The sequence below is a fragment of the Exiguobacterium sp. ERU653 genome (assembly GCF_018617775.1).
GTDB lineage: Bacteria > Bacillota > Bacilli > Exiguobacteriales > Exiguobacteriaceae > Exiguobacterium > Exiguobacterium marinum.
In genome coordinates this window covers 116,897-133,482 of the sequence record NZ_JACSKV010000003.1, presented here as the reverse complement: position 1 = coordinate 133,482, position 16,586 = coordinate 116,897, and the positions used below count along the sequence as shown (strand labels likewise).

Sequence of the window (16,586 nt, the reverse complement as noted above, 5' to 3'; positions counted from 1 at the left end):
TATCTATTATCGGAATAGATGATTGAAAATTACACAAAAAATCGACAACAAAAATAGATTGTTGTCGATTTTTATGAATTTAGAGCGTATATGAATGTTCTTTGAAGTTTCCAACGATCGAATCGATTTCGGACACTGTTACAAACGCCTCAGAATCAATTTCAGAAACGATTTGACGTAGTCGTGGAATTTCATTGTTTTGGACGACGACATACAACATTTTTTTAGAGTCGTTTGAATATCCGCCTGTTGCATCCATAATTGTGACCCCGCGTTTTAAGTTCTGCTTGATGACCAAATTGATTTCTTCTGCTTTTTGGCAAATGATAAAACATTGTTTCTGTGCGGAGAAGAACTTGTGAATCGTGAGCAACGTTCGTGATCTTACAAAACTTAGTACAAGAGCATACATAACGGCTTTTATATCAAAGACAATAAACACGAGAATGTAAACAATCAGGTCTTGTGTCAAAAAGATTTTAGGTAAAGATAAATTTCGATTATTCATATAGATGACTTTCCCTAAAATATCAAGGCCACCCGTGGAAGCTCCTGCAAAGAGGAGAAGTGCGAGTCCGAGACCTGAGACAATTCCGCTGAACACCGAAGCGACGAGTGGGTCGTCAAGTGGGGTTGGCGGAATAAGGATTGGCAAGCTATCAATCAGAATCGAAGAGAGCACGACGACAATTCCTGTCATTAAAATGAAGCGACGTCCTAAATATTTTAGTCCCAACAGGAAGAGGGGGATATTGAGCACGAGTTGGGTCATTCCAATTGGTGTTCCGAGCAGTTCGTTGAAAATCAATGTGATCCCGACGATTCCTCCCGAACCAATCTCGTTCGGTTTGAGCAGTAAACTGACAAAGATAGACTGAAGGATTGTCCCGGCGATGATGAACAGTACCGTTTCGAGAGCAACCCGTTTTCGAGATTTTGCATACATAAATAATGGCTAGGCCTTACGCCTCCTTTAGCTAAGTCTCATGCTAGCGTACTGCTACTCCCACATCATTTCAAGTCACAATTCGTTATGGAATCGGTCAATATCACTTGCTAATTGTTCATGCACGTAATCAATCACCTGGGCATCATCAAAAAGTCCGAGCGGAACATCGTCTGGAATCGCATCGAACGGAGAGACAAAGTAAAGAATGGCCGCAATCAGTTCTTCCTGTTTGTCTGATTGCATCTCGAATTGATTGTTGTACAGCGCGCGCAACATATTGAGCATTTGTTTCATTTGGAAGTAGAGGGTGAGCTCTTCTTCACGCTCGATATTGCTGATTTCATTTGAGGCCACGTCAATCGTCACTTTCGCGAGTGCGCGTTCACCTTGAACGAGCAAGTCACCGAGTGATTCACGATTGTGGATGTCTTCCTTTGCTTGTTTTAAAAAGTGTGTGTATGTTGTTTTCCAATCTGCCATAGTGTATTCCTCCTTCATTCTTCATCTATTAATATGCCCGTTTTTGCGCATTGGTTGCAACTTTTCCTGAAATTTAAGAAAATAAAGATAATCGAAAAGGAGGAACGATACATATGTCTATGATTTCAATGCCGACAGAGGCAGATTTTTCTCGCTATGCAGAGCTAGCGGTAAAAAAAGGTGTGAACATTCAACCGGGGCAACAATTAGAAGTACGTGCTGATATTAGCCAAGCACCACTTGTACGCCATGTGGTGAAAGCTGCTTATGCGGCAGGAGCGAAACAAGTATTCGTCAACTGGAGCGATGAGGAGACTTCAAAGATTCGTTATTTTGATGCACCGGCTGATTCGTTTAAAGAGTTTCCGGATTGGTTAAAGGCTCGTTTTGAGCAATTGGCTGAAGAAAAAACAGCCTTCTTGTCAATTGTAAGTGATGACCCGGATGCCTTGAACGGTGTCGAGTCGTCACGAATCTCCGACGCGAACCGTGCGGCAGGTCAAGCACTTGCGAAATGGCGTCAATATGTGATGAGTGACAATGTTAGTTGGTCAATCGTCGCAGGTGCGTCAGAAGCGTGGGCACAAAAAGTATTTCCAGGACGTGAGGATGCAGTCGCTGCGCTATGGCAGGCCATCTTCGCAGCAACTCGAATGGATCAAGAAGATGTCGTCGCAGCATGGGACACACACGACCAATCTCTTCGAAGTCGCGCGAAGTTGTTGACAGAGAAAAAATACGCGAAACTACATTACAGCGCACCGGGGACGGAACTCACAATCGGCCTTCCGAAAAAGCACGTCTTCCTTGGCGGTGGCGGTCCAAACGCCGATGGCATCGACTTTATCGCGAACATGCCGACAGAAGAAGTGTTCACACTCGCAGATAAAGATTCTGTGGAAGGGCATGTGTCGAGTACGAAGCCACTCAGCTACAGCGGAAACTTGATTGACGAATTTACTCTTTGGTTTGAGGGTGGTAAAGTCATCAAGGCGGAAGCGAAAAAAGGGCAAGCGGCCCTTGATGAATTGTTAAATATGGATGAGGGAGCACGTCGCATCGGTGAAGTGGCACTTGTTCCTGATGATTCTCCAATCTCGAACTCGGGTCTCCTATTCTACAACACGTTGTTCGATGAAAATGCATCGTGTCACTTGGCATTAGGTCGTGCATACTCGACATGCCTAGAAGGCGGTCCTTCGATGTCTCAAGATGAACTCGCAGAGAACGGCGCGAATGATTCGATGACACACGTTGACTTTATGATTGGGTCGGCGGAAATGAATATTGATGGTGAGCAAGAAGACGGCACGCGAGAAGCAATCATGCGTGACGGGAACTGGGTCATTTAAATGAACGGGCGAATTCCAATTTCGGAATTCGCTCTTTTTCATGTGATGTCATATAAATAACGAAGAACGTTAGGCAAGCGACGGCGCCAAGCGGATTCGTGGTGAATTGCGTCCGGCTCGACCTCGTATCGGAAGGCGATGCTTTTTTGCGCGATGGCTTCAATCAGTTTCGCATTCGTGAACAGGTAGTCGCTTGGAGTGATTGACCCGCTCTCTTCGTTTGTACCGATATCCATATACAGTTTACAAGCGATCTTAGCTTGTTTCATTTCGCGAATCAAAGGATCAAGATTTGCCCATGCTGCAGTGGAGAGCGAGCCGACTCTGCGAATGGAAGGATAGGTCGCCATCATATAAAGAGAGATGACACCACCCATTGAACTCCCCATGACACCGATATCTTCCGGATTTGTCGCGTACTCTTTATCGATTCGTGGTTTTAACTCGTGCATGAGCCAGTCTGTATAAAGACGTCCTCGACCACCAAGTGTTGGACGTGTTTTCGCGAGTTCTGGACCGATACGACGATATAACATCTCATCCTCAGCGTATGAATACTCATCATAGCGATCTAACCAATTCGGGGCACTCGCGATGGCGACGACCATGAGGGGGAGACGTAGCGTGTCGATACATCGGTCGATTTCCCAACCTTCCCCGTATGTAGCCGCGTTTCCGGAAAATACATTTTGTCCGTCATGCATATACAGGACAGGAAGCGGGGTGCTAGCTTCGACCCAGTCCGGTCGAAACACACGGACAATCCGTTTTTGTCCGGTCGCTCTCTCCGTCGGAATCGATACAGTCAAGTGTTCAATCATTATTCGTCACCTCTTTCTATTTCGTATTTTGGGGAAAAATGAGTCAAAAAACAATCACCTCGTTTGACTACCTACCGTTCGTTAGGTAGAGTGTTGTGGAAGGAGAGTGAAAGTCATGAATACAAAAGACAAGATTATGCAATCCGCTCGGAGACGGTTTGCCCGTGAGGGATATGAAGGACTGTCGCTCGCAGCGGTTGCAGAAGATGTAGGAATCCGAAAGGCCTCGTTGTATGCCCACATCGATGGGAAAGAGCAACTGTTTAAGCAAGTCGTGACGGATATGGCGAATCGGTACGAAGAGGCGTGGCAAAAAACATGCGATAACACCGTTGAACGACCACCTTTAGAACGGATTGACTCGATTGTTAGTACACTCACGTCATTCTTCAGCGATCACGAGACATGGATGTTGACGAAACGGATGTTGCTCGTACCACCTCCGGAATTTCGGGATTATATCGAGAAAGTCATTGGAAAGGTTGAAACGGAATTAAAACGTTTTGAAAAAGAACAATTCCGTCTAGCGATGGAGCGTGGGGATTTACCGGTCCAACCGCTTGAAGAGTTATATGCTGCCTACTATTGTTTTTTAGATGGCGCCTTGCTGTCTTTATTTATGTTTGAAGATGATCGGGAGATGAGGCAACAAGCCGCGTTCCGGATTTTCAAGAAAGGAGTGGGTTGGAATGAATAAGGAAAGCGTTGCTTGGATGTCACTCTTGTTTGCCGGATTGCTTGAAATCATTTGGGCTACGACGATGAAGTTATCAGAAGGATTCACAGTTCTCACTCCGACGCTATGGACGATTGCCCTCTTGATTGTCAGTTTCGGCTTATTGGCGAAAGCATTTCGAGTTCTTCCTGCAGGTACGGGCTATGCCGTCTTTACTGGAATTGGAGCAGTCGGAACGGTTATTGTCGGCGCCCTTTTATTTGACGAGGCGCTTAGTGGATGGAAACTCTTACTTGTGACGACGTTGATCATCGGAATCATCGGCTTGAAACAAGTGACAGGAGGAGAAGAAGTATGAGTTGGATATTTTTGATTAGTGCAGGGATTGCTGAGATGACGGCCGTCTTCTTTATGGGGAAATCAAAAGGCTATCAAATTTTAAAATGGTCAATCTTGTCGATTTTATCGTTTGCGCTCAGTTTTTATTTGTTGTCGAAGTCACTTGAAGTCATTCCCCTTAGTTTGGCCTATTCCATCTGGGTCGGTATCGGGGCAGCGGGTGGTGTCATTTTAGGAATGCTCTATTTAGATGAATCGACAAGTCGTTGGCGAATCTTTTATTTGACGATGATTATCGGCAGTGTGGTCGGCTTAAAAGTTGTAGCGTAATGGATTAAAACAAGCTGAAAACGGGAATTGAATAGTTCAGATTATGAGATGAAAGAAAGGGGCGGAAAACGATGCATCTTGTTGAGTTGCAATCCGAACGTTTGCGGTTTGAACCGTATACGATCTCCGATTTTTATTTTGTCAAATCGCTTCTCCAAGATCCTCGGGTGATGCGCTTCATCAGTCCGGACGGAAGACCGTATACAGATGAACAGACGATTGAATGGTTCGAACGTCAACTGGCCCGTTATGAAACTGGTCGACAAACAGGTCTATTGAAGCTCATGACGTTTGAAAACGATGAACCGATTGGTCATGCCGGTACGTTATTACATGAATTAGATGGCAAAATCGAATTAGAAGTCGGCTATTGGCTGTCACCTAAGCATTGGCATATGGGGTACGGACGAGAAGCGGCTGCGCGTTTGATGCAGTATGCTTTCACCGAAGGAGAAAAGGAAATCATTTCGCTCATTCATCCAGAAAACGTTCCATCTCAGCGTGTCGCCAAAGCGAATGGTCTTCACTGGGATCGAGACACGTTGTACAAGGACATGCTCGTATCTGTCTATGCTGGTGACTTGGAACGTCTTTGCCGACACATCAACCGTCAGCACATGTCGCGATAAAAAAATATAAAAAATATAAAAAAGTAGTTGCCAACTCAATAGTTTCTTGATATATTAATAGTGTCCTTAAGAGAGGACACGACCTGATTCTGTAGCTCAGCTGGGAGAGCGCTACCTTGACAGGGTAGAGGTCGCTGGTTCGAGCCCAGTCAGAATCACTTGGGTGCCAAACCCGATGCGAAACCCATAGGAACGTGGGTTTCCGCGATGCCACTTCTTGCGAGAAGTGGCTTTTTTTGTGAATTGACAATGAACGAAAGCAATTGGTATATTCCTTTCAATACATAAGAGAGGGGGAATGTAAAATGGTGCTAACGGGAACCCTCGTCAATGCCGGATTAATCATCATCGGTGCATTGTTAGGTCTCTTATTTCACCGCATTCCAGAGCGTATGAAAGAAACAGTGACGACCGCGATCGGACTTGCAGTTATCTTACTTGGCATTCAAATGGGGATGAAAAGTGAAAACTTCTTGATTGTCATCGGGAGTCTTGTCGTCGGGTCTGCGCTCGGGGAATGGTGGAAATTAGATGAATTATTGAATGAAGTCGGTTATCGCCTTGAGCGGCGCCTTGGGAGTCAATCTAGTGTGGCAGAAGGATTCGTAACTGCAACGCTCATCTTTGTTATCGGAGCAATGGCCATCATTGGCGCGCTCGATAGTGGGTTACGCGGTGATCATGACGTCTTATATACAAAAGGATTGATTGATGGATTTACGGCCCTCGTGTTAAGTTCGACGCTCGGGATTGGCGTCATGTTCTCAGCTGTTCCTGTCTTGTTGTACCAAGGCGGAATTGCCCTTCTCGCTATTCAAATCATGAAGTTTATTCCAGAGTCGCTCATGGATAGCTTTATTTTAGAAATGACAGCGACCGGTGGCGTGATGATTGTGGCAATCGGCTTGAACTTGGTAGGTATCACTAAAATTCGCGTGGCCAACTTATTGCCAGGAATTTTGGTGGTCGCGATGATTGTCTCCGTCATACATATACTGTAATCAAAAAAAGACTGAATCGGAATTCAGTCTTTTTTTGTATTTGAATTGAAAGCGGAAGGGTCTTTCTGAAGAGCCTCCGCAATGATTTTATCCCAATCTGCAGCATCACATGCCGTTGTACATGTAGGCTCAATCTCACATGTTGCACATTTTCCACCCTTTGCTTTCTGCGTGTAGCGGTAAAGGGAGAAGGCGGCATATCCAAAGACAACAGATCCGATAAGTAAGTCAAAGAATGGCATGGTGTTCCTCCTTACGCAAATCCGAACAGACGACCGACTTGATAAATGACAAGCGATACCACATAGGCAACCCCTAAGCCATATAAACTGGTGAACCATGTGAGTTTGGCACTCCCGACTTCACGACGTATGACAGCGACCGTCGCTAAACAAGGTACGTATAGCAAGACGAAGGCCATGAAACTATACGCGCTGAGTGGCGTGAAGACTGGCAATAACGACTCAGATAAATCAGATTCGCTAACGGCATAGATAATCGCCATAGTGGAAACGACTACTTCCTTTGCTAAGAAGCCGGTAATGAGCGACGCGCCGGCTTGCCAAGTACCGAATCCGAGAGGAATGAGCAAAGTGGCGATTGCCCCACCAATCATAGCTAGAAAACTATCGTTCATGGGCACATCAAAACCGCCCGGGCCTGAATACGCAAGGAGCCAGATAAATACAGAGCCTCCAAAAATAAAAGTACCGGCTTTGCGAACGAATCCTTTGGCTTTTTGCCAAGTGCTGCGCCATAGAGTGAGTCCTTGGGGGACGCGGTATGGGGGTTGCTCTACGATGAATAAGCTCGTCTGATCTTCGGCAGCTAATGCTTTCGTAAATAGTTTTGCAGCAATCAAGGCGAGGAAAATGCCTAGCATATAAAGCGATAACACAACGAGAGCTTGATGAGCTGAGAAGAAACTAGCTGCAAACACAGCGTAAATCGGAAGCCGGGCCGAACATGACATGAATGGTGAGATGAAGATTGTGACGAGGCGTTCTCTCTCCTCTTCGACCGTTCGAGCTGCCATGATTCCAGGAACGTTGCAGCCAAATCCGATAATCATCGGGATAAAACTTTTTCCGTTCAGTCCGACGAGTTGCATGAAACGGTCCATCACGATGGCGACCCGCGCCATATATCCCGAGTCCTCTAAAAATGAGATGAAGAAAAAGAGGACAAAGATTTGTGGGACAAAGACTAATATCCCTCCGACACCTGCGATGACACCGTCTACGAGAAGTGCTTGAATGAATGACGAGGCACCTAAAGCATCCAATATCCAAAAGGTTCCTGATGTGATGGGGCCAGACAACAATCCGTCTAATAAATCGGAAAAGGGTGCGCCAATCCAATTAAACGTCACATGGAATAGCGCATAGAGTACCCCGAAAAAGATGGGCAGACCTAAGATAGGATGTGTCACAACCGCATCGATACGATCCGTCATCGTCACTTCTTGCATACGTTGATTTTCAATGACTTGATGTCGGATTTGTTTCGCCCAATCGCGACGACGTTCGGTGATATGGGCATGTGCAAAACGTCCGAGTGTCGCTTCGAGATCTTTACGGATGGCGACAATGTCTGGAGATGATGCTTCCAAATGGTCAACGACAATCCGGTTACCTGCTAAATATTGAATTGCAATCCATCGATCCGTTCTCGATAGACCTACCTCTCGAAGGATGCGTGCAATCGCTTCTTCGGTCTCTGGCCCATAGTTTAATTCGAACGGTTGACGTTTTTCCATTTGAATCGATGAGAGTAAGACGTCACAACCATCACCTGTTCGTGCCGTAATCGGAAACACATCTACTTGAAGAAGTGTTTTTAATTTATCGAGATGGACATGCATCCCACGGCTTTCTGCGACGTCGACCATGTTTAAACCGATTTGAAGCGGACGTCCCATCTCTAGAAGTTGCAAAGTAAGTTGTAAGTTGCGTTCTAATTGTGAGGCATCGACAATATTGATCATCCCGTCAAACGGTTCATGCAATAAAAAACGGGAAACAATCGCTTCATCTGCCGAGAGCGGATCTAAATCATAAACCCCGGGCAAATCGATTAATTGTCCGACCTTCCCATGTAACTGACCGATTTTTTGTTCGATTGTAACCCCGGCCCAGTTGCCGACATGTGCGAATGAACCTGTTAATCGATTAAACAATGAAGTTTTACCTGTATTTGGATTGCCAATCAATGCGATACGTTGACTCATGGTACAATCACCCCGATTTTTTCGGCATCTGATCTTCGGATGGCGATAATTTGTTGATGATCGACTTGTTCAATGGTTAGCGGTCCTGAAAAAATAGCTCTGCGCTTCACACGTACCGAGCATCCCTCATAAAAACCAAGAGAAATCATTCGCCGGCGCAAGCGATCATCAATTTTAGTCAAATCAGATAGAATGACGGTTTGATTCAACGCGACATGTCGTAATAGACTCATAAGTAACCTTCCCTATCTTTTGATAACGATTCTCATTCGTTATCTTATCATGTTCAAGGTGAAAGTGAAATATTGTTCATGTAAAAAGTTATATTTTATAAATAATAAGATCGAATGAACATAAAAAAGCGTAAACGAGTATCGTTTACGCTTCTTCAATCGTTTCATGATTTTCTTTGGCGCTCTCACGCAAAGCTGACGACATGACGTCGGCAAGGTCACGTTTGCGAAGTACACCGACACCTCGATCGGTCGGTCCGCCTGGGGCAGCCACGTCGGCAATCAATTCATTTGTCTCACGTGTTTCGTGTGACAGTAACTCTGCAGAACCTTTCATCGCCTGAGCGACAATTTGTCGCGCCGTCTGTTCATCGTATCCGACATCCGTCAAGACAGGGGTCATCGCACCGACGATTTCATAGAAGAAGGCTGGACTACAACCTGCAGCGGCCATAAAGGCGGACATCGTCTTCGCATCGGTGACGGCCGTTCGACCGACACGTTCAAAGAGAGAAGTCGCTTGATCGCGGTCGGTATCATCCGTTTCTGGACCAAACCATAGTCCCGTCATCCCGCTGCGATACGCGACAGGTGTGTTTGGCATCGCGCATACGGCAGGAAGCCCTGAAGCTTCTTCTAATTGGCTCGGTTCGATGTGTGCCGCGACCGAGACGAGTAGTGGGGTCTTCCATTCTTTCGATTCTACGTACGGAATGACGCCATCTGGTTGCATCGCTAATACAACGATGTCATAGTCGTTGACGTTTTCGTCCTCGACGATTTGAACACCGAGTTCATCTTGTAGGAAGTGCAAACGTTCCCGGTCACTTCGGTTTGTCATTGTGATGTGTGTCGGTTCGACTCCCGATTCGATCCACCCGCGAACGAGCGCCTCACTCATCGATCCTGCACCGACCATTAATAATTGATTCATGATTCGTCACCTCTTCTTTTCGATTCGGTCAATAGTTATGTTGACTATCATAACAAACTTGCTCTCGAATATCGCCTATCTCGCTCATTTGTAAGGAGATGGAAAACAATCTGACACATGAAGCGATGAACATGACAAACGATTCAAATCGCGCTATGATGGCACTAATTCAAAAGAGTGAGGCGAAATCACGTGAAACGTGTACTAGTTAAAGGAATTCAAGGATACCAGCGTTTTATCTCACCGTTGAAGCCACCGACATGTCGATTTTATCCGAGCTGTTCGCATTACGGAATTGAAGCGATTGAAAAACATGGGGCTGTCAAAGGGAGCTACTTAACAGCACGCCGACTCATCCGATGTCAACCGTTTCATCCGGGTGGGCTTGATTATGTACCGGATACATTTGATTGGAAAGCACCTTTGCAACGAGAGAAACCAGAATCACAGCGAGACGATTAAGTTCGTCTCGCTGTTATATATACAGGGATGTTGTTTATCCGTTGTTTTATCACAATACTTTTGCATTGTTCTAAGTATTCTGAAAAAATAGAAGTGTACACTATTTTTCGGGGAAGGGGATACAGTATGATGGAGCAATCATTTAGTGATTGGGTGAGTACAGCATCCAATTTCGTATGAGGACCACCGCTCTTGATCTTGCTTGTGGGGACAGGCATATACTTGACGGTGCGTTTAGGTGGGATTCAAATCACTAAGTTACCGTATGCATTGAAACTGGCGTTTTCGAAAAATCAAGATCAATCTTCTAAAGGGGATATCAGTCACTTCCAAGCACTCATGACCGCTCTTGCGGCGACCGTCGGTACGGGGAATATCGTTGGTGTCTCGACAGCAGTCGTGTTAGGAGGACCGGGCGCCATTGTTTGGATGTGGGTATCTGGATTCTTTGGAATGGCGACAAAGTACGCAGAAGCAGTACTTGCCGTCAAATACAGGGTGACCGATGAACGCGGTCAGATGGCCGGTGGGCCGATGTATTATCTTGAACGAGGATTGAATCAACGTTGGTTAGCGGTGGCGTTTGCAGCATTCGCTTCGATTGCGGCGTTCGGGATTGGAAACGGGGTCCAGACGAACTCGGTTGCGTTGGCACTAAAAACAACATTCGATGTACCACTCTACATATCAGGAATTCTCATTATGATTTTTACAGGTGCGGTCATTCTCGGGGGCGTACGTTCAATCGGGAAAGTTGTGAGTTATTTTGTTCCTGTCATGATTGTATTTTACTTAGGCAGCGGCTTATTGATCATGTTCATGAACTACTCGCTTATTCCGGATGCGCTCGCACTCATTTTTAGCAGTACGTTCAGTGCGGAAGCAATCGGTGGGGGAGCTATCGGGGCGGCCATTCGATATGGTGTCGCGCGTGGTGTCTTCTCGAACGAAGCGGGTCTTGGTTCTGCTCCGATCGCAGCGGCTGCGGCGAAGACGGATATGCCGGGTCGTCAGGCGCTCGTCTCAATGACGCAAGTCTTCTTAGACACGCTTGTTGTCTGTTCGGTGACCGGTTTGACGCTCGTCATGGGTGGGCAAATCGGGACAGGACTTGAAGGGGTCGAATTGACTTCCGCTACATTTGAATTGTTCCTCGGTCCGGCGGGTGGCTACATTGTCACGATCGGACTCGTCTTATTCGCCTATTCGACCGTGCTCGGTTGGTCGTATTACGGAGAACGTTCCATCCACTACTTGTTTGGGCAAAAGTCGATTCTTCCATATCGGATTGCTTTCGTCCTCGTCGCCGGACTCGGTGCGATGACGACCAACTTGAACTTGGTATGGGCGTTATCCGACGTCTTTAACGGCTTGATGGCCATCCCGAACTTAATTGGTCTCTTGTTCTTGTCGGGCGTCGTCATCGCCGAGACGAAGCGATTTAATCAACAGCTTGAGATTGAAAATCGAAAAGTATCCTAAACATATAGACGCCATCCTCACGAATCAGAGGGTGGCGTCTTTTGTTTTGCTTCCAATTCATCGAGTCGTGCTTTTTGTAAATGGTCAAACACTTTTGTGATAAAGCCGACCATAATACCGACCCCGGTTAATACATATCCGATTGTGAATATTTTTCCGATGTCGGTCTGAGGTGCGAAATCACCATATCCGATGGTTGTCAGGGTGATGACACTGAAGTAAAGTGCATCCAACCAACGCATCGCCTCGAATCGGGTGTAAAAAAGTGTACCAGATAGGACTGTGAGGAAGGCGAGACTGAACAGGACCTGAAACTCAGGATCGCGAAGCCCGCGCCAAATTCCGCGAACGATTCGTCGTAGTGTCAGTAAGAATGGTAACATGTCACTCGCTCCTTTCGATATTAGGTTTGTTCGCTAACAACACGGGAACATCCTCTATAGTTCGAAAAAAGAGAAAGGGTGAGTTGAATGGGGAAAGTCATACCGAAACAAGAAGGAATCGACCACAGTGTCGATTTTTTACGAGAGGGGTATTTGTTCGTCGCCAATCGACGCAAAAGTTTTCAATCAGACATCTTTGAGACTCGTTTACTCGGGGAACGTGTGATTTGTGTTGGGGGTGAAGAGGCTGCAGAGGTGTTTTATGATGCCAACAAATTTATGCGTCAAGACGCGGCGCCGAAACGTCTCCTTAAAACGTTATTTGGGGAAGATGGTGTCCAAACATTAGATGGAGCGGCGCATACGCATCGAAAACACATGTTCATGTCACTGATGACGAAAGAGAATATTGATCGATTGCTCCGATTGACGCATCGCGAGTGGAAACAAATCGAACAAAACGAAGAGGAAGTCGTCTTATATGATGTGTCTCAACAGGTGTTGATGAAGGCAGTATGTGAGTGGGCTGGGGTTCCGCTTGCGCCAGAAGAAGTAGTAAGACGAACAGACGAGATGAGATTATTATTCGAATCCGGCACGTCCCTTGGGCCAACCTATTTGCAAGGGCGCAAAGCGAGGGCTTCGGCTGAATCTTGGATTCGTCAAATGGTAAAAGAAGTACGGACGAACCGATTACTGCCGAACGAACAGACGGCACTTTATGAGTTTTCATGGCATCGAGACGAGTCAGGCGAATTGTTGCCTGAAGAAGTCGTGGCTGTTGAAGTGTTAAATATTCTACGCCCGACTGTCGCAATCTCTGTCTATATTCTCTTTACTGTCCTGGCATTACATCAGTTCCCGAACGAGACGGAACAAGTGAGGCAAGGTATGCTTACAAAAACCGAGTTCGTCCAAGAAGTGAGACGGTTCTATCCATTCTTCCCTGTAGCGGCAGCTCGTGTCAAATCGGACTTTGAATGGAACGGATATACGTTTTCCGAAGGCACGCTCACGCTATTAGACTTGTATGGAACGAACCATGACTCATCCATTTGGACAGAGCCTGATCGGTTTGATCCCTCTCGCTTTAAGGGCTGGAAAGAGAGTCCGTTCAACTTTATCCCACAAGGTGGGGGAGATGTGGACTTTGGACATCGTTGTGCTGGAGAACATGTAACGATTGCAGTACTAGAACAAGTCATCGAACTGTTTACAGAGGAGTTTTCCTACACGGTTCCTCCTCAAGACTTGAGTTATAGCTTTGTGGATATGCCGAGTCTTCCGAAAAGTAAACTGCGATTGGCCGATGTGAAACGAATCTAATTAAGAACCCGCCTGCTCTTGATCATCGAGCAGGCGGGTTTTGTCGTATAGGATTTATTTGGTTTGCAGATTCAAGCGTTTTGAAATCGGACGAATGGATACAGATGAATCAATCATCCGATTGTCTCGTTTCGGTTCATCTGTACTTTCGATTTGCCAATCCGCATCGTGAAGTTCTTTTAACCCTACCGCAATGTCGTACAAGGAATAGTTCGCGTTGCCGTTTAATTGATAGATTCCAGGACCACGTTTTGTCAAAATTTCGAATAAAGCGTCTGCTGTATCCGGTAAAAATGAGCAAGATGGATACCAATGCTCACTCGCTTGAATGACACCTCGTTGTTTCATCTCGTTTGTAAAGTAGTCCATCATATTATTCGATCCGGCCTCTTCTCCGATTTGCCATCCGAGACGGACGATTTGTGCACCTGGATTGACGCGAACAATCGCACGTTCACAATCACGCTTATACCGCCCATAGTCATCTTCCGCATCTGGTGAGGTGTCCGGTGTAATTGGTCCGGTTACATCGTCTGAAAAAATGGAGACGGTACTCGTGAACAGAAACGGAATATTTTTCTCTGCACATAATCGAGCGAGTGTCTCGGCCCATTCCACTGCACCCATACCGATATGTAAAAAATAATCAGGACGGATGCTATCGATAAATCGTCGCATCTCCTCTTCATTCGTCGTTGACACACGTTCACGGTCCCACGCAACTCCTTCAATTCCATGGCGCTGTAACGTATCGGCGACGACTGGTGCTACAGTACCGTTCATTCCAGTAATGATTGCTTTCATTTTGATTCGCCCCTTTCACTCTATATGATGCCACAAAACGAGTGTGGACAAACAATCGTTTTGTGCGGCTATGCTAGACTAGAGGGTGGAGGGATCAATCATGAATATTCGACAAGCAACGAAACAAGACAGTAAACAGATTGCACCACTCATGTATCAAGCAATTCATGAGATTGCGTACACGTTAACAGCGTCAAAAAATACAAGTGAAGTCTTGGAACGTCTTGCGGGTTGGGTGGAGCATCCGAAAAATCGCTTGAGTCACAAAAATATTTGGGTGGTCGATGTGGAAGGTGAAGTGGCCGGGATAATCATTTCGTACCGTGGAGACGAAGCAGAGGAGCTAGATCGTCCGATTCGAGAATGGTTGAAGGCACGTGGAAGTGAGGAAGAGTTGGACGTTGAAACGGAAGGGCACGTTCAGTACATCGACTCACTCGCTGTCGCAGAGGCGTTTGGAGGACAAGGAATTGGGACGAAGTTAATCGAACATATTTGTACAGTCGCGGAAGAGCATCGTGTTCCAGCAGTCACATTGAATGTGGACCAAGAAAATGTTGCGGCGCATCGCTTATATACACGTCTCGGATTCCAAAAAGAAAAAGAAATCAATATTTCCGGGGCGAAATTTGACTATATGAAAAAAGAAATCAACTCGCCTCCTTTCTCAGTCTAAAAGCGGATGCGTAAACCGTTCTTCTCGACTATACTAAGTGCTTGAGGAAAGATATACGCAAAGGAGATACGTTATGGAGTGGAAAAATATTTGGCGAGGGATGGCCATGGGAACAAGTGATTTGATTCCAGGTGTCAGTGGCGGCACCATCGCAGTCATTTTAGGTATCTACGATCAACTCATCGAAGCAATCAGCGGCGTGTTTAGCCGATATTGGAAGAAATATATCGGGTTCTTAATTCCGTTGGCAATTGGAATGGGGACAGCCATTATCGTCCTAAGTCGAATCATCGAATACTTATTACTTGAGTATTATGCACCGACACAGTTTTTCTTTATCGGACTGATTTTAGGGATTATTCCATTGTTATTCATGGAATTCAAATCGCGCGCATCGATTCGCCCGATTCATGTCATCGCAATGACGTTGGCAATGTTACTCGTGGCTTGTATGGCATTTCTTAATCCGGTTGATTCATCAATCATTACCGACATGACGTTCGGGACAGTGCTTCTATTATTCTTATCTGGGTGGTTAGGCAGTATGGCTATGCTACTTCCCGGTATTAGTGGTTCATTCGTTTTGTTGCTGATTGGGGTGTATCCAACGGTTATCAGTGCCATTTCAAACTTTAACCTGTTGATTATCGGGATTGTTGGTGCAGGAGTGGCAGTCGGCTTTATTGTGAGTAGTAAAGTCATCCGCTACTTGCTAGCGAATTTCCCTGGAATGACGTTTTCAGTCATTATCGGATTAGTGATTGGTTCGCTCGCCGTCGTGTTTCCAGGAGTTCCGGCTTCCGGTCTTATATGGGTACTCAGTATCGTCGCGTTTATCGCAGGTGTTATTGTCGTCCGATTACTCAGTAGATATTCTGCTTAAATAGTCAAGGAGTCCGGTTCATTTTCCGGACTCCTTTTTTAATAGATAAAGGGGAATAAACGTTTGCGTGACTTCGACCAAGTACGATAGGCTTGCCCAAAGTGACGAATCAGCATTCCTTCTTCGATGTGAATCCGGTATAGTAACGCAAGTGATGTTATACCCGCACCGATTAATGCGATGACCCAATGGAGAAAATATAGAGAAAATCCGAACGTGATCAGTAACAAGCCTGTATACAACGGATGACGCAAATAGCGATACGGTCCTGAGCTGACGAGCTCATCTTCAGGTCGAACGACGACGTGTCGAGTAAATTGGTGACGGAGGTGTAAAATTCCCCAATATCGTAAGGACACACCGGCTATGTAAAATGTAAGTCCAATCATTTGTTGAGTGATTGATGGAGGCGTTTCAAAAACAACAGAAGATATGATGGATAACGAAAAGACAGCAATCATCGTTGCTGCTACGAAATAAAAGCTTTTCCGCTCGACCGATCCATCTGTTGCCTCTTTCCGATTACGAAATCGCCATACTTCCACAATCCAAAAACAGGACACGATGATCAATATGAGATCCATCCATTCCATAGT

Annotated in this window: 21 protein-coding genes and 1 tRNA gene; 12 read left to right on the top strand and 10 right to left on the bottom strand. The window is 45.9% G+C overall.

All coding sequences use genetic code 11. The features are described 5' to 3' along the window. Nucleotides 1–79: 79 nt before the first annotated feature. Together KNO95_RS12180 and KNO95_RS12175 are read right to left on the bottom strand one after the other, a co-directional pair. Entirely contained in the window at nucleotides 80–946 is an 867-nt protein-coding gene (locus KNO95_RS12180; RefSeq protein ID WP_026826832.1) for a YitT family protein, read from the bottom strand. A 75-nt stretch (nucleotides 947–1,021) separates the two neighbouring features. Then, entirely contained in the window at nucleotides 1,022–1,429 is a 408-nt protein-coding gene (locus KNO95_RS12175) for a YkvA family protein (RefSeq protein ID WP_026826831.1), read from the bottom strand. Nucleotides 1,430–1,542: 113 nt separating this feature from the next. Between KNO95_RS12175 and KNO95_RS12170 the strand changes: the two genes are divergently transcribed. Next, nucleotides 1,543–2,781 (top strand): aminopeptidase, encoded by a 1,239-nt coding sequence (locus KNO95_RS12170; RefSeq protein WP_200868287.1) that lies wholly within the window; start codon nucleotides 1,543–1,545, stop codon nucleotides 2,779–2,781. 38 nt (nucleotides 2,782–2,819) lie between these two features. Here KNO95_RS12170 and KNO95_RS12165 read toward each other — a convergent pair whose 3' ends face one another. Further along, complete coding sequence (locus KNO95_RS12165; RefSeq protein WP_026826829.1) at nucleotides 2,820–3,602, bottom strand: alpha/beta hydrolase; 783 nt, start codon at nucleotides 3,600–3,602, stop codon at nucleotides 2,820–2,822. 115 nt (nucleotides 3,603–3,717) lie between these two features. Between KNO95_RS12165 and KNO95_RS12160 the strand changes: the two genes are divergently transcribed. The 6 genes from KNO95_RS12160 (at nucleotide 3,718) to KNO95_RS12135 (ending at nucleotide 6,577) form a co-directional block, all read left to right on the top strand. Then, nucleotides 3,718–4,299 (top strand): TetR/AcrR family transcriptional regulator, encoded by a 582-nt coding sequence (locus KNO95_RS12160; protein WP_214701061.1) that lies wholly within the window; start codon nucleotides 3,718–3,720, stop codon nucleotides 4,297–4,299. After that, nucleotides 4,292–4,636, top strand: a complete 345-nt coding sequence (locus KNO95_RS12155; protein WP_026826827.1) for a DMT family transporter — start codon at nucleotides 4,292–4,294, stop codon at nucleotides 4,634–4,636. The genes KNO95_RS12160 and KNO95_RS12155 overlap by 8 nt, the downstream gene beginning before the upstream one ends. Further along, nucleotides 4,633–4,947, top strand: a complete 315-nt coding sequence (locus KNO95_RS12150) for a DMT family transporter (RefSeq protein ID WP_026826826.1) — start codon at nucleotides 4,633–4,635, stop codon at nucleotides 4,945–4,947. The genes KNO95_RS12155 and KNO95_RS12150 overlap by 4 nt, the downstream gene beginning before the upstream one ends. 71 nt (nucleotides 4,948–5,018) lie before the next feature. Further along, nucleotides 5,019–5,576, top strand: a complete 558-nt coding sequence (locus KNO95_RS12145; RefSeq protein ID WP_084483617.1) for a GNAT family N-acetyltransferase — start codon at nucleotides 5,019–5,021, stop codon at nucleotides 5,574–5,576. A gap of 85 nt (nucleotides 5,577–5,661) precedes the next feature. Next, a tRNA-Val gene (locus KNO95_RS12140) sits at nucleotides 5,662–5,734 on the top strand. Nucleotides 5,735–5,881: 147 nt separating this feature from the next. Continuing rightward, nucleotides 5,882–6,577 (top strand): DUF554 domain-containing protein, encoded by a 696-nt coding sequence (locus KNO95_RS12135; protein WP_026826824.1) that lies wholly within the window; start codon nucleotides 5,882–5,884, stop codon nucleotides 6,575–6,577. 23 nt (nucleotides 6,578–6,600) lie between these two features. Here KNO95_RS12135 and KNO95_RS12130 read toward each other — a convergent pair whose 3' ends face one another. The 4 genes from KNO95_RS12130 to KNO95_RS12115 all read right to left on the bottom strand — a co-directional run bounded on the left by KNO95_RS12130 (nucleotide 6,601) and on the right by KNO95_RS12115 (nucleotide 9,974). Continuing rightward, complete coding sequence (locus tag KNO95_RS12130; protein ID WP_026826823.1) at nucleotides 6,601–6,819, bottom strand: FeoB-associated Cys-rich membrane protein; 219 nt, start codon at nucleotides 6,817–6,819, stop codon at nucleotides 6,601–6,603. Nucleotides 6,820–6,830: 11 nt separating this feature from the next. Beyond that, entirely contained in the window at nucleotides 6,831–8,807 is a 1,977-nt protein-coding gene (gene feoB, locus KNO95_RS12125; RefSeq protein WP_026826822.1) for a ferrous iron transport protein B, read from the bottom strand. Next, complete coding sequence (locus KNO95_RS12120; protein WP_034771241.1) at nucleotides 8,804–9,040, bottom strand: FeoA family protein; 237 nt, start codon at nucleotides 9,038–9,040, stop codon at nucleotides 8,804–8,806. Before KNO95_RS12120 ends, feoB begins: the two co-directional genes overlap by 4 nt. A 145-nt stretch (nucleotides 9,041–9,185) precedes the next feature. Then, nucleotides 9,186–9,974, bottom strand: coding sequence for a pyrroline-5-carboxylate reductase family protein (locus KNO95_RS12115; RefSeq protein WP_034771239.1), 789 nt, complete (start codon nucleotides 9,972–9,974; stop codon nucleotides 9,186–9,188). Between the two features lie 192 nt (nucleotides 9,975–10,166). Between KNO95_RS12115 and yidD the strand changes: the two genes are divergently transcribed. Continuing rightward, nucleotides 10,167–10,436, top strand: a complete 270-nt coding sequence (yidD, locus tag KNO95_RS12110) for a membrane protein insertion efficiency factor YidD (protein ID WP_015880777.1) — start codon at nucleotides 10,167–10,169, stop codon at nucleotides 10,434–10,436. 192 nt (nucleotides 10,437–10,628) lie between these two features. Beyond that, a complete protein-coding gene (locus KNO95_RS12105) occupies nucleotides 10,629–11,918 on the top strand; it encodes an alanine/glycine:cation symporter family protein (protein ID WP_251129403.1) in 1,290 nt (429 codons plus the stop codon). Nucleotides 11,919–11,935: 17 nt separating this feature from the next. Here the strand turns inward: KNO95_RS12105 and KNO95_RS12100 are convergent, their stop codons facing one another. Beyond that, nucleotides 11,936–12,301: a potassium channel family protein gene (locus KNO95_RS12100; RefSeq protein WP_015880779.1), complete on the bottom strand. Its 366-nt coding sequence runs from the start codon at nucleotides 12,299–12,301 to the stop codon at nucleotides 11,936–11,938. Between the two features lie 87 nt (nucleotides 12,302–12,388). On the opposite strand from KNO95_RS12100, the gene KNO95_RS12095 reads away from it, so the two are divergent. Next, the gene (locus tag KNO95_RS12095) at nucleotides 12,389–13,627 is read left to right on the top strand and encodes a cytochrome P450 (RefSeq protein ID WP_026826818.1); all 1,239 of its coding nucleotides are present in this window, start codon (nucleotides 12,389–12,391) and stop codon (nucleotides 13,625–13,627) included. A 54-nt stretch (nucleotides 13,628–13,681) separates the two neighbouring features. Here KNO95_RS12095 and KNO95_RS12090 read toward each other — a convergent pair whose 3' ends face one another. Further along, nucleotides 13,682–14,431, bottom strand: coding sequence for a sugar nucleotide-binding protein (locus KNO95_RS12090; protein WP_026826817.1), 750 nt, complete (start codon nucleotides 14,429–14,431; stop codon nucleotides 13,682–13,684). 100 nt (nucleotides 14,432–14,531) lie between these two features. Here KNO95_RS12090 and KNO95_RS12085 point away from each other — a divergent pair, with 100 nt between their 5' ends. Beyond that, nucleotides 14,532–15,107 (top strand): GNAT family N-acetyltransferase, encoded by a 576-nt coding sequence (locus KNO95_RS12085; RefSeq protein WP_026826816.1) that lies wholly within the window; start codon nucleotides 14,532–14,534, stop codon nucleotides 15,105–15,107. Between the two features lie 73 nt (nucleotides 15,108–15,180). Then, nucleotides 15,181–15,990, top strand: coding sequence for a DUF368 domain-containing protein (locus tag KNO95_RS12080; protein WP_026826815.1), 810 nt, complete (start codon nucleotides 15,181–15,183; stop codon nucleotides 15,988–15,990). A 38-nt stretch (nucleotides 15,991–16,028) separates the two neighbouring features. On the opposite strand, the gene KNO95_RS12075 is transcribed toward KNO95_RS12080, so the two are convergent. Next, complete coding sequence (locus KNO95_RS12075) at nucleotides 16,029–16,583, bottom strand: methyltransferase family protein (RefSeq protein WP_026826814.1); 555 nt, start codon at nucleotides 16,581–16,583, stop codon at nucleotides 16,029–16,031. Between the last annotated feature and the right edge of the window lie 3 nt (nucleotides 16,584–16,586).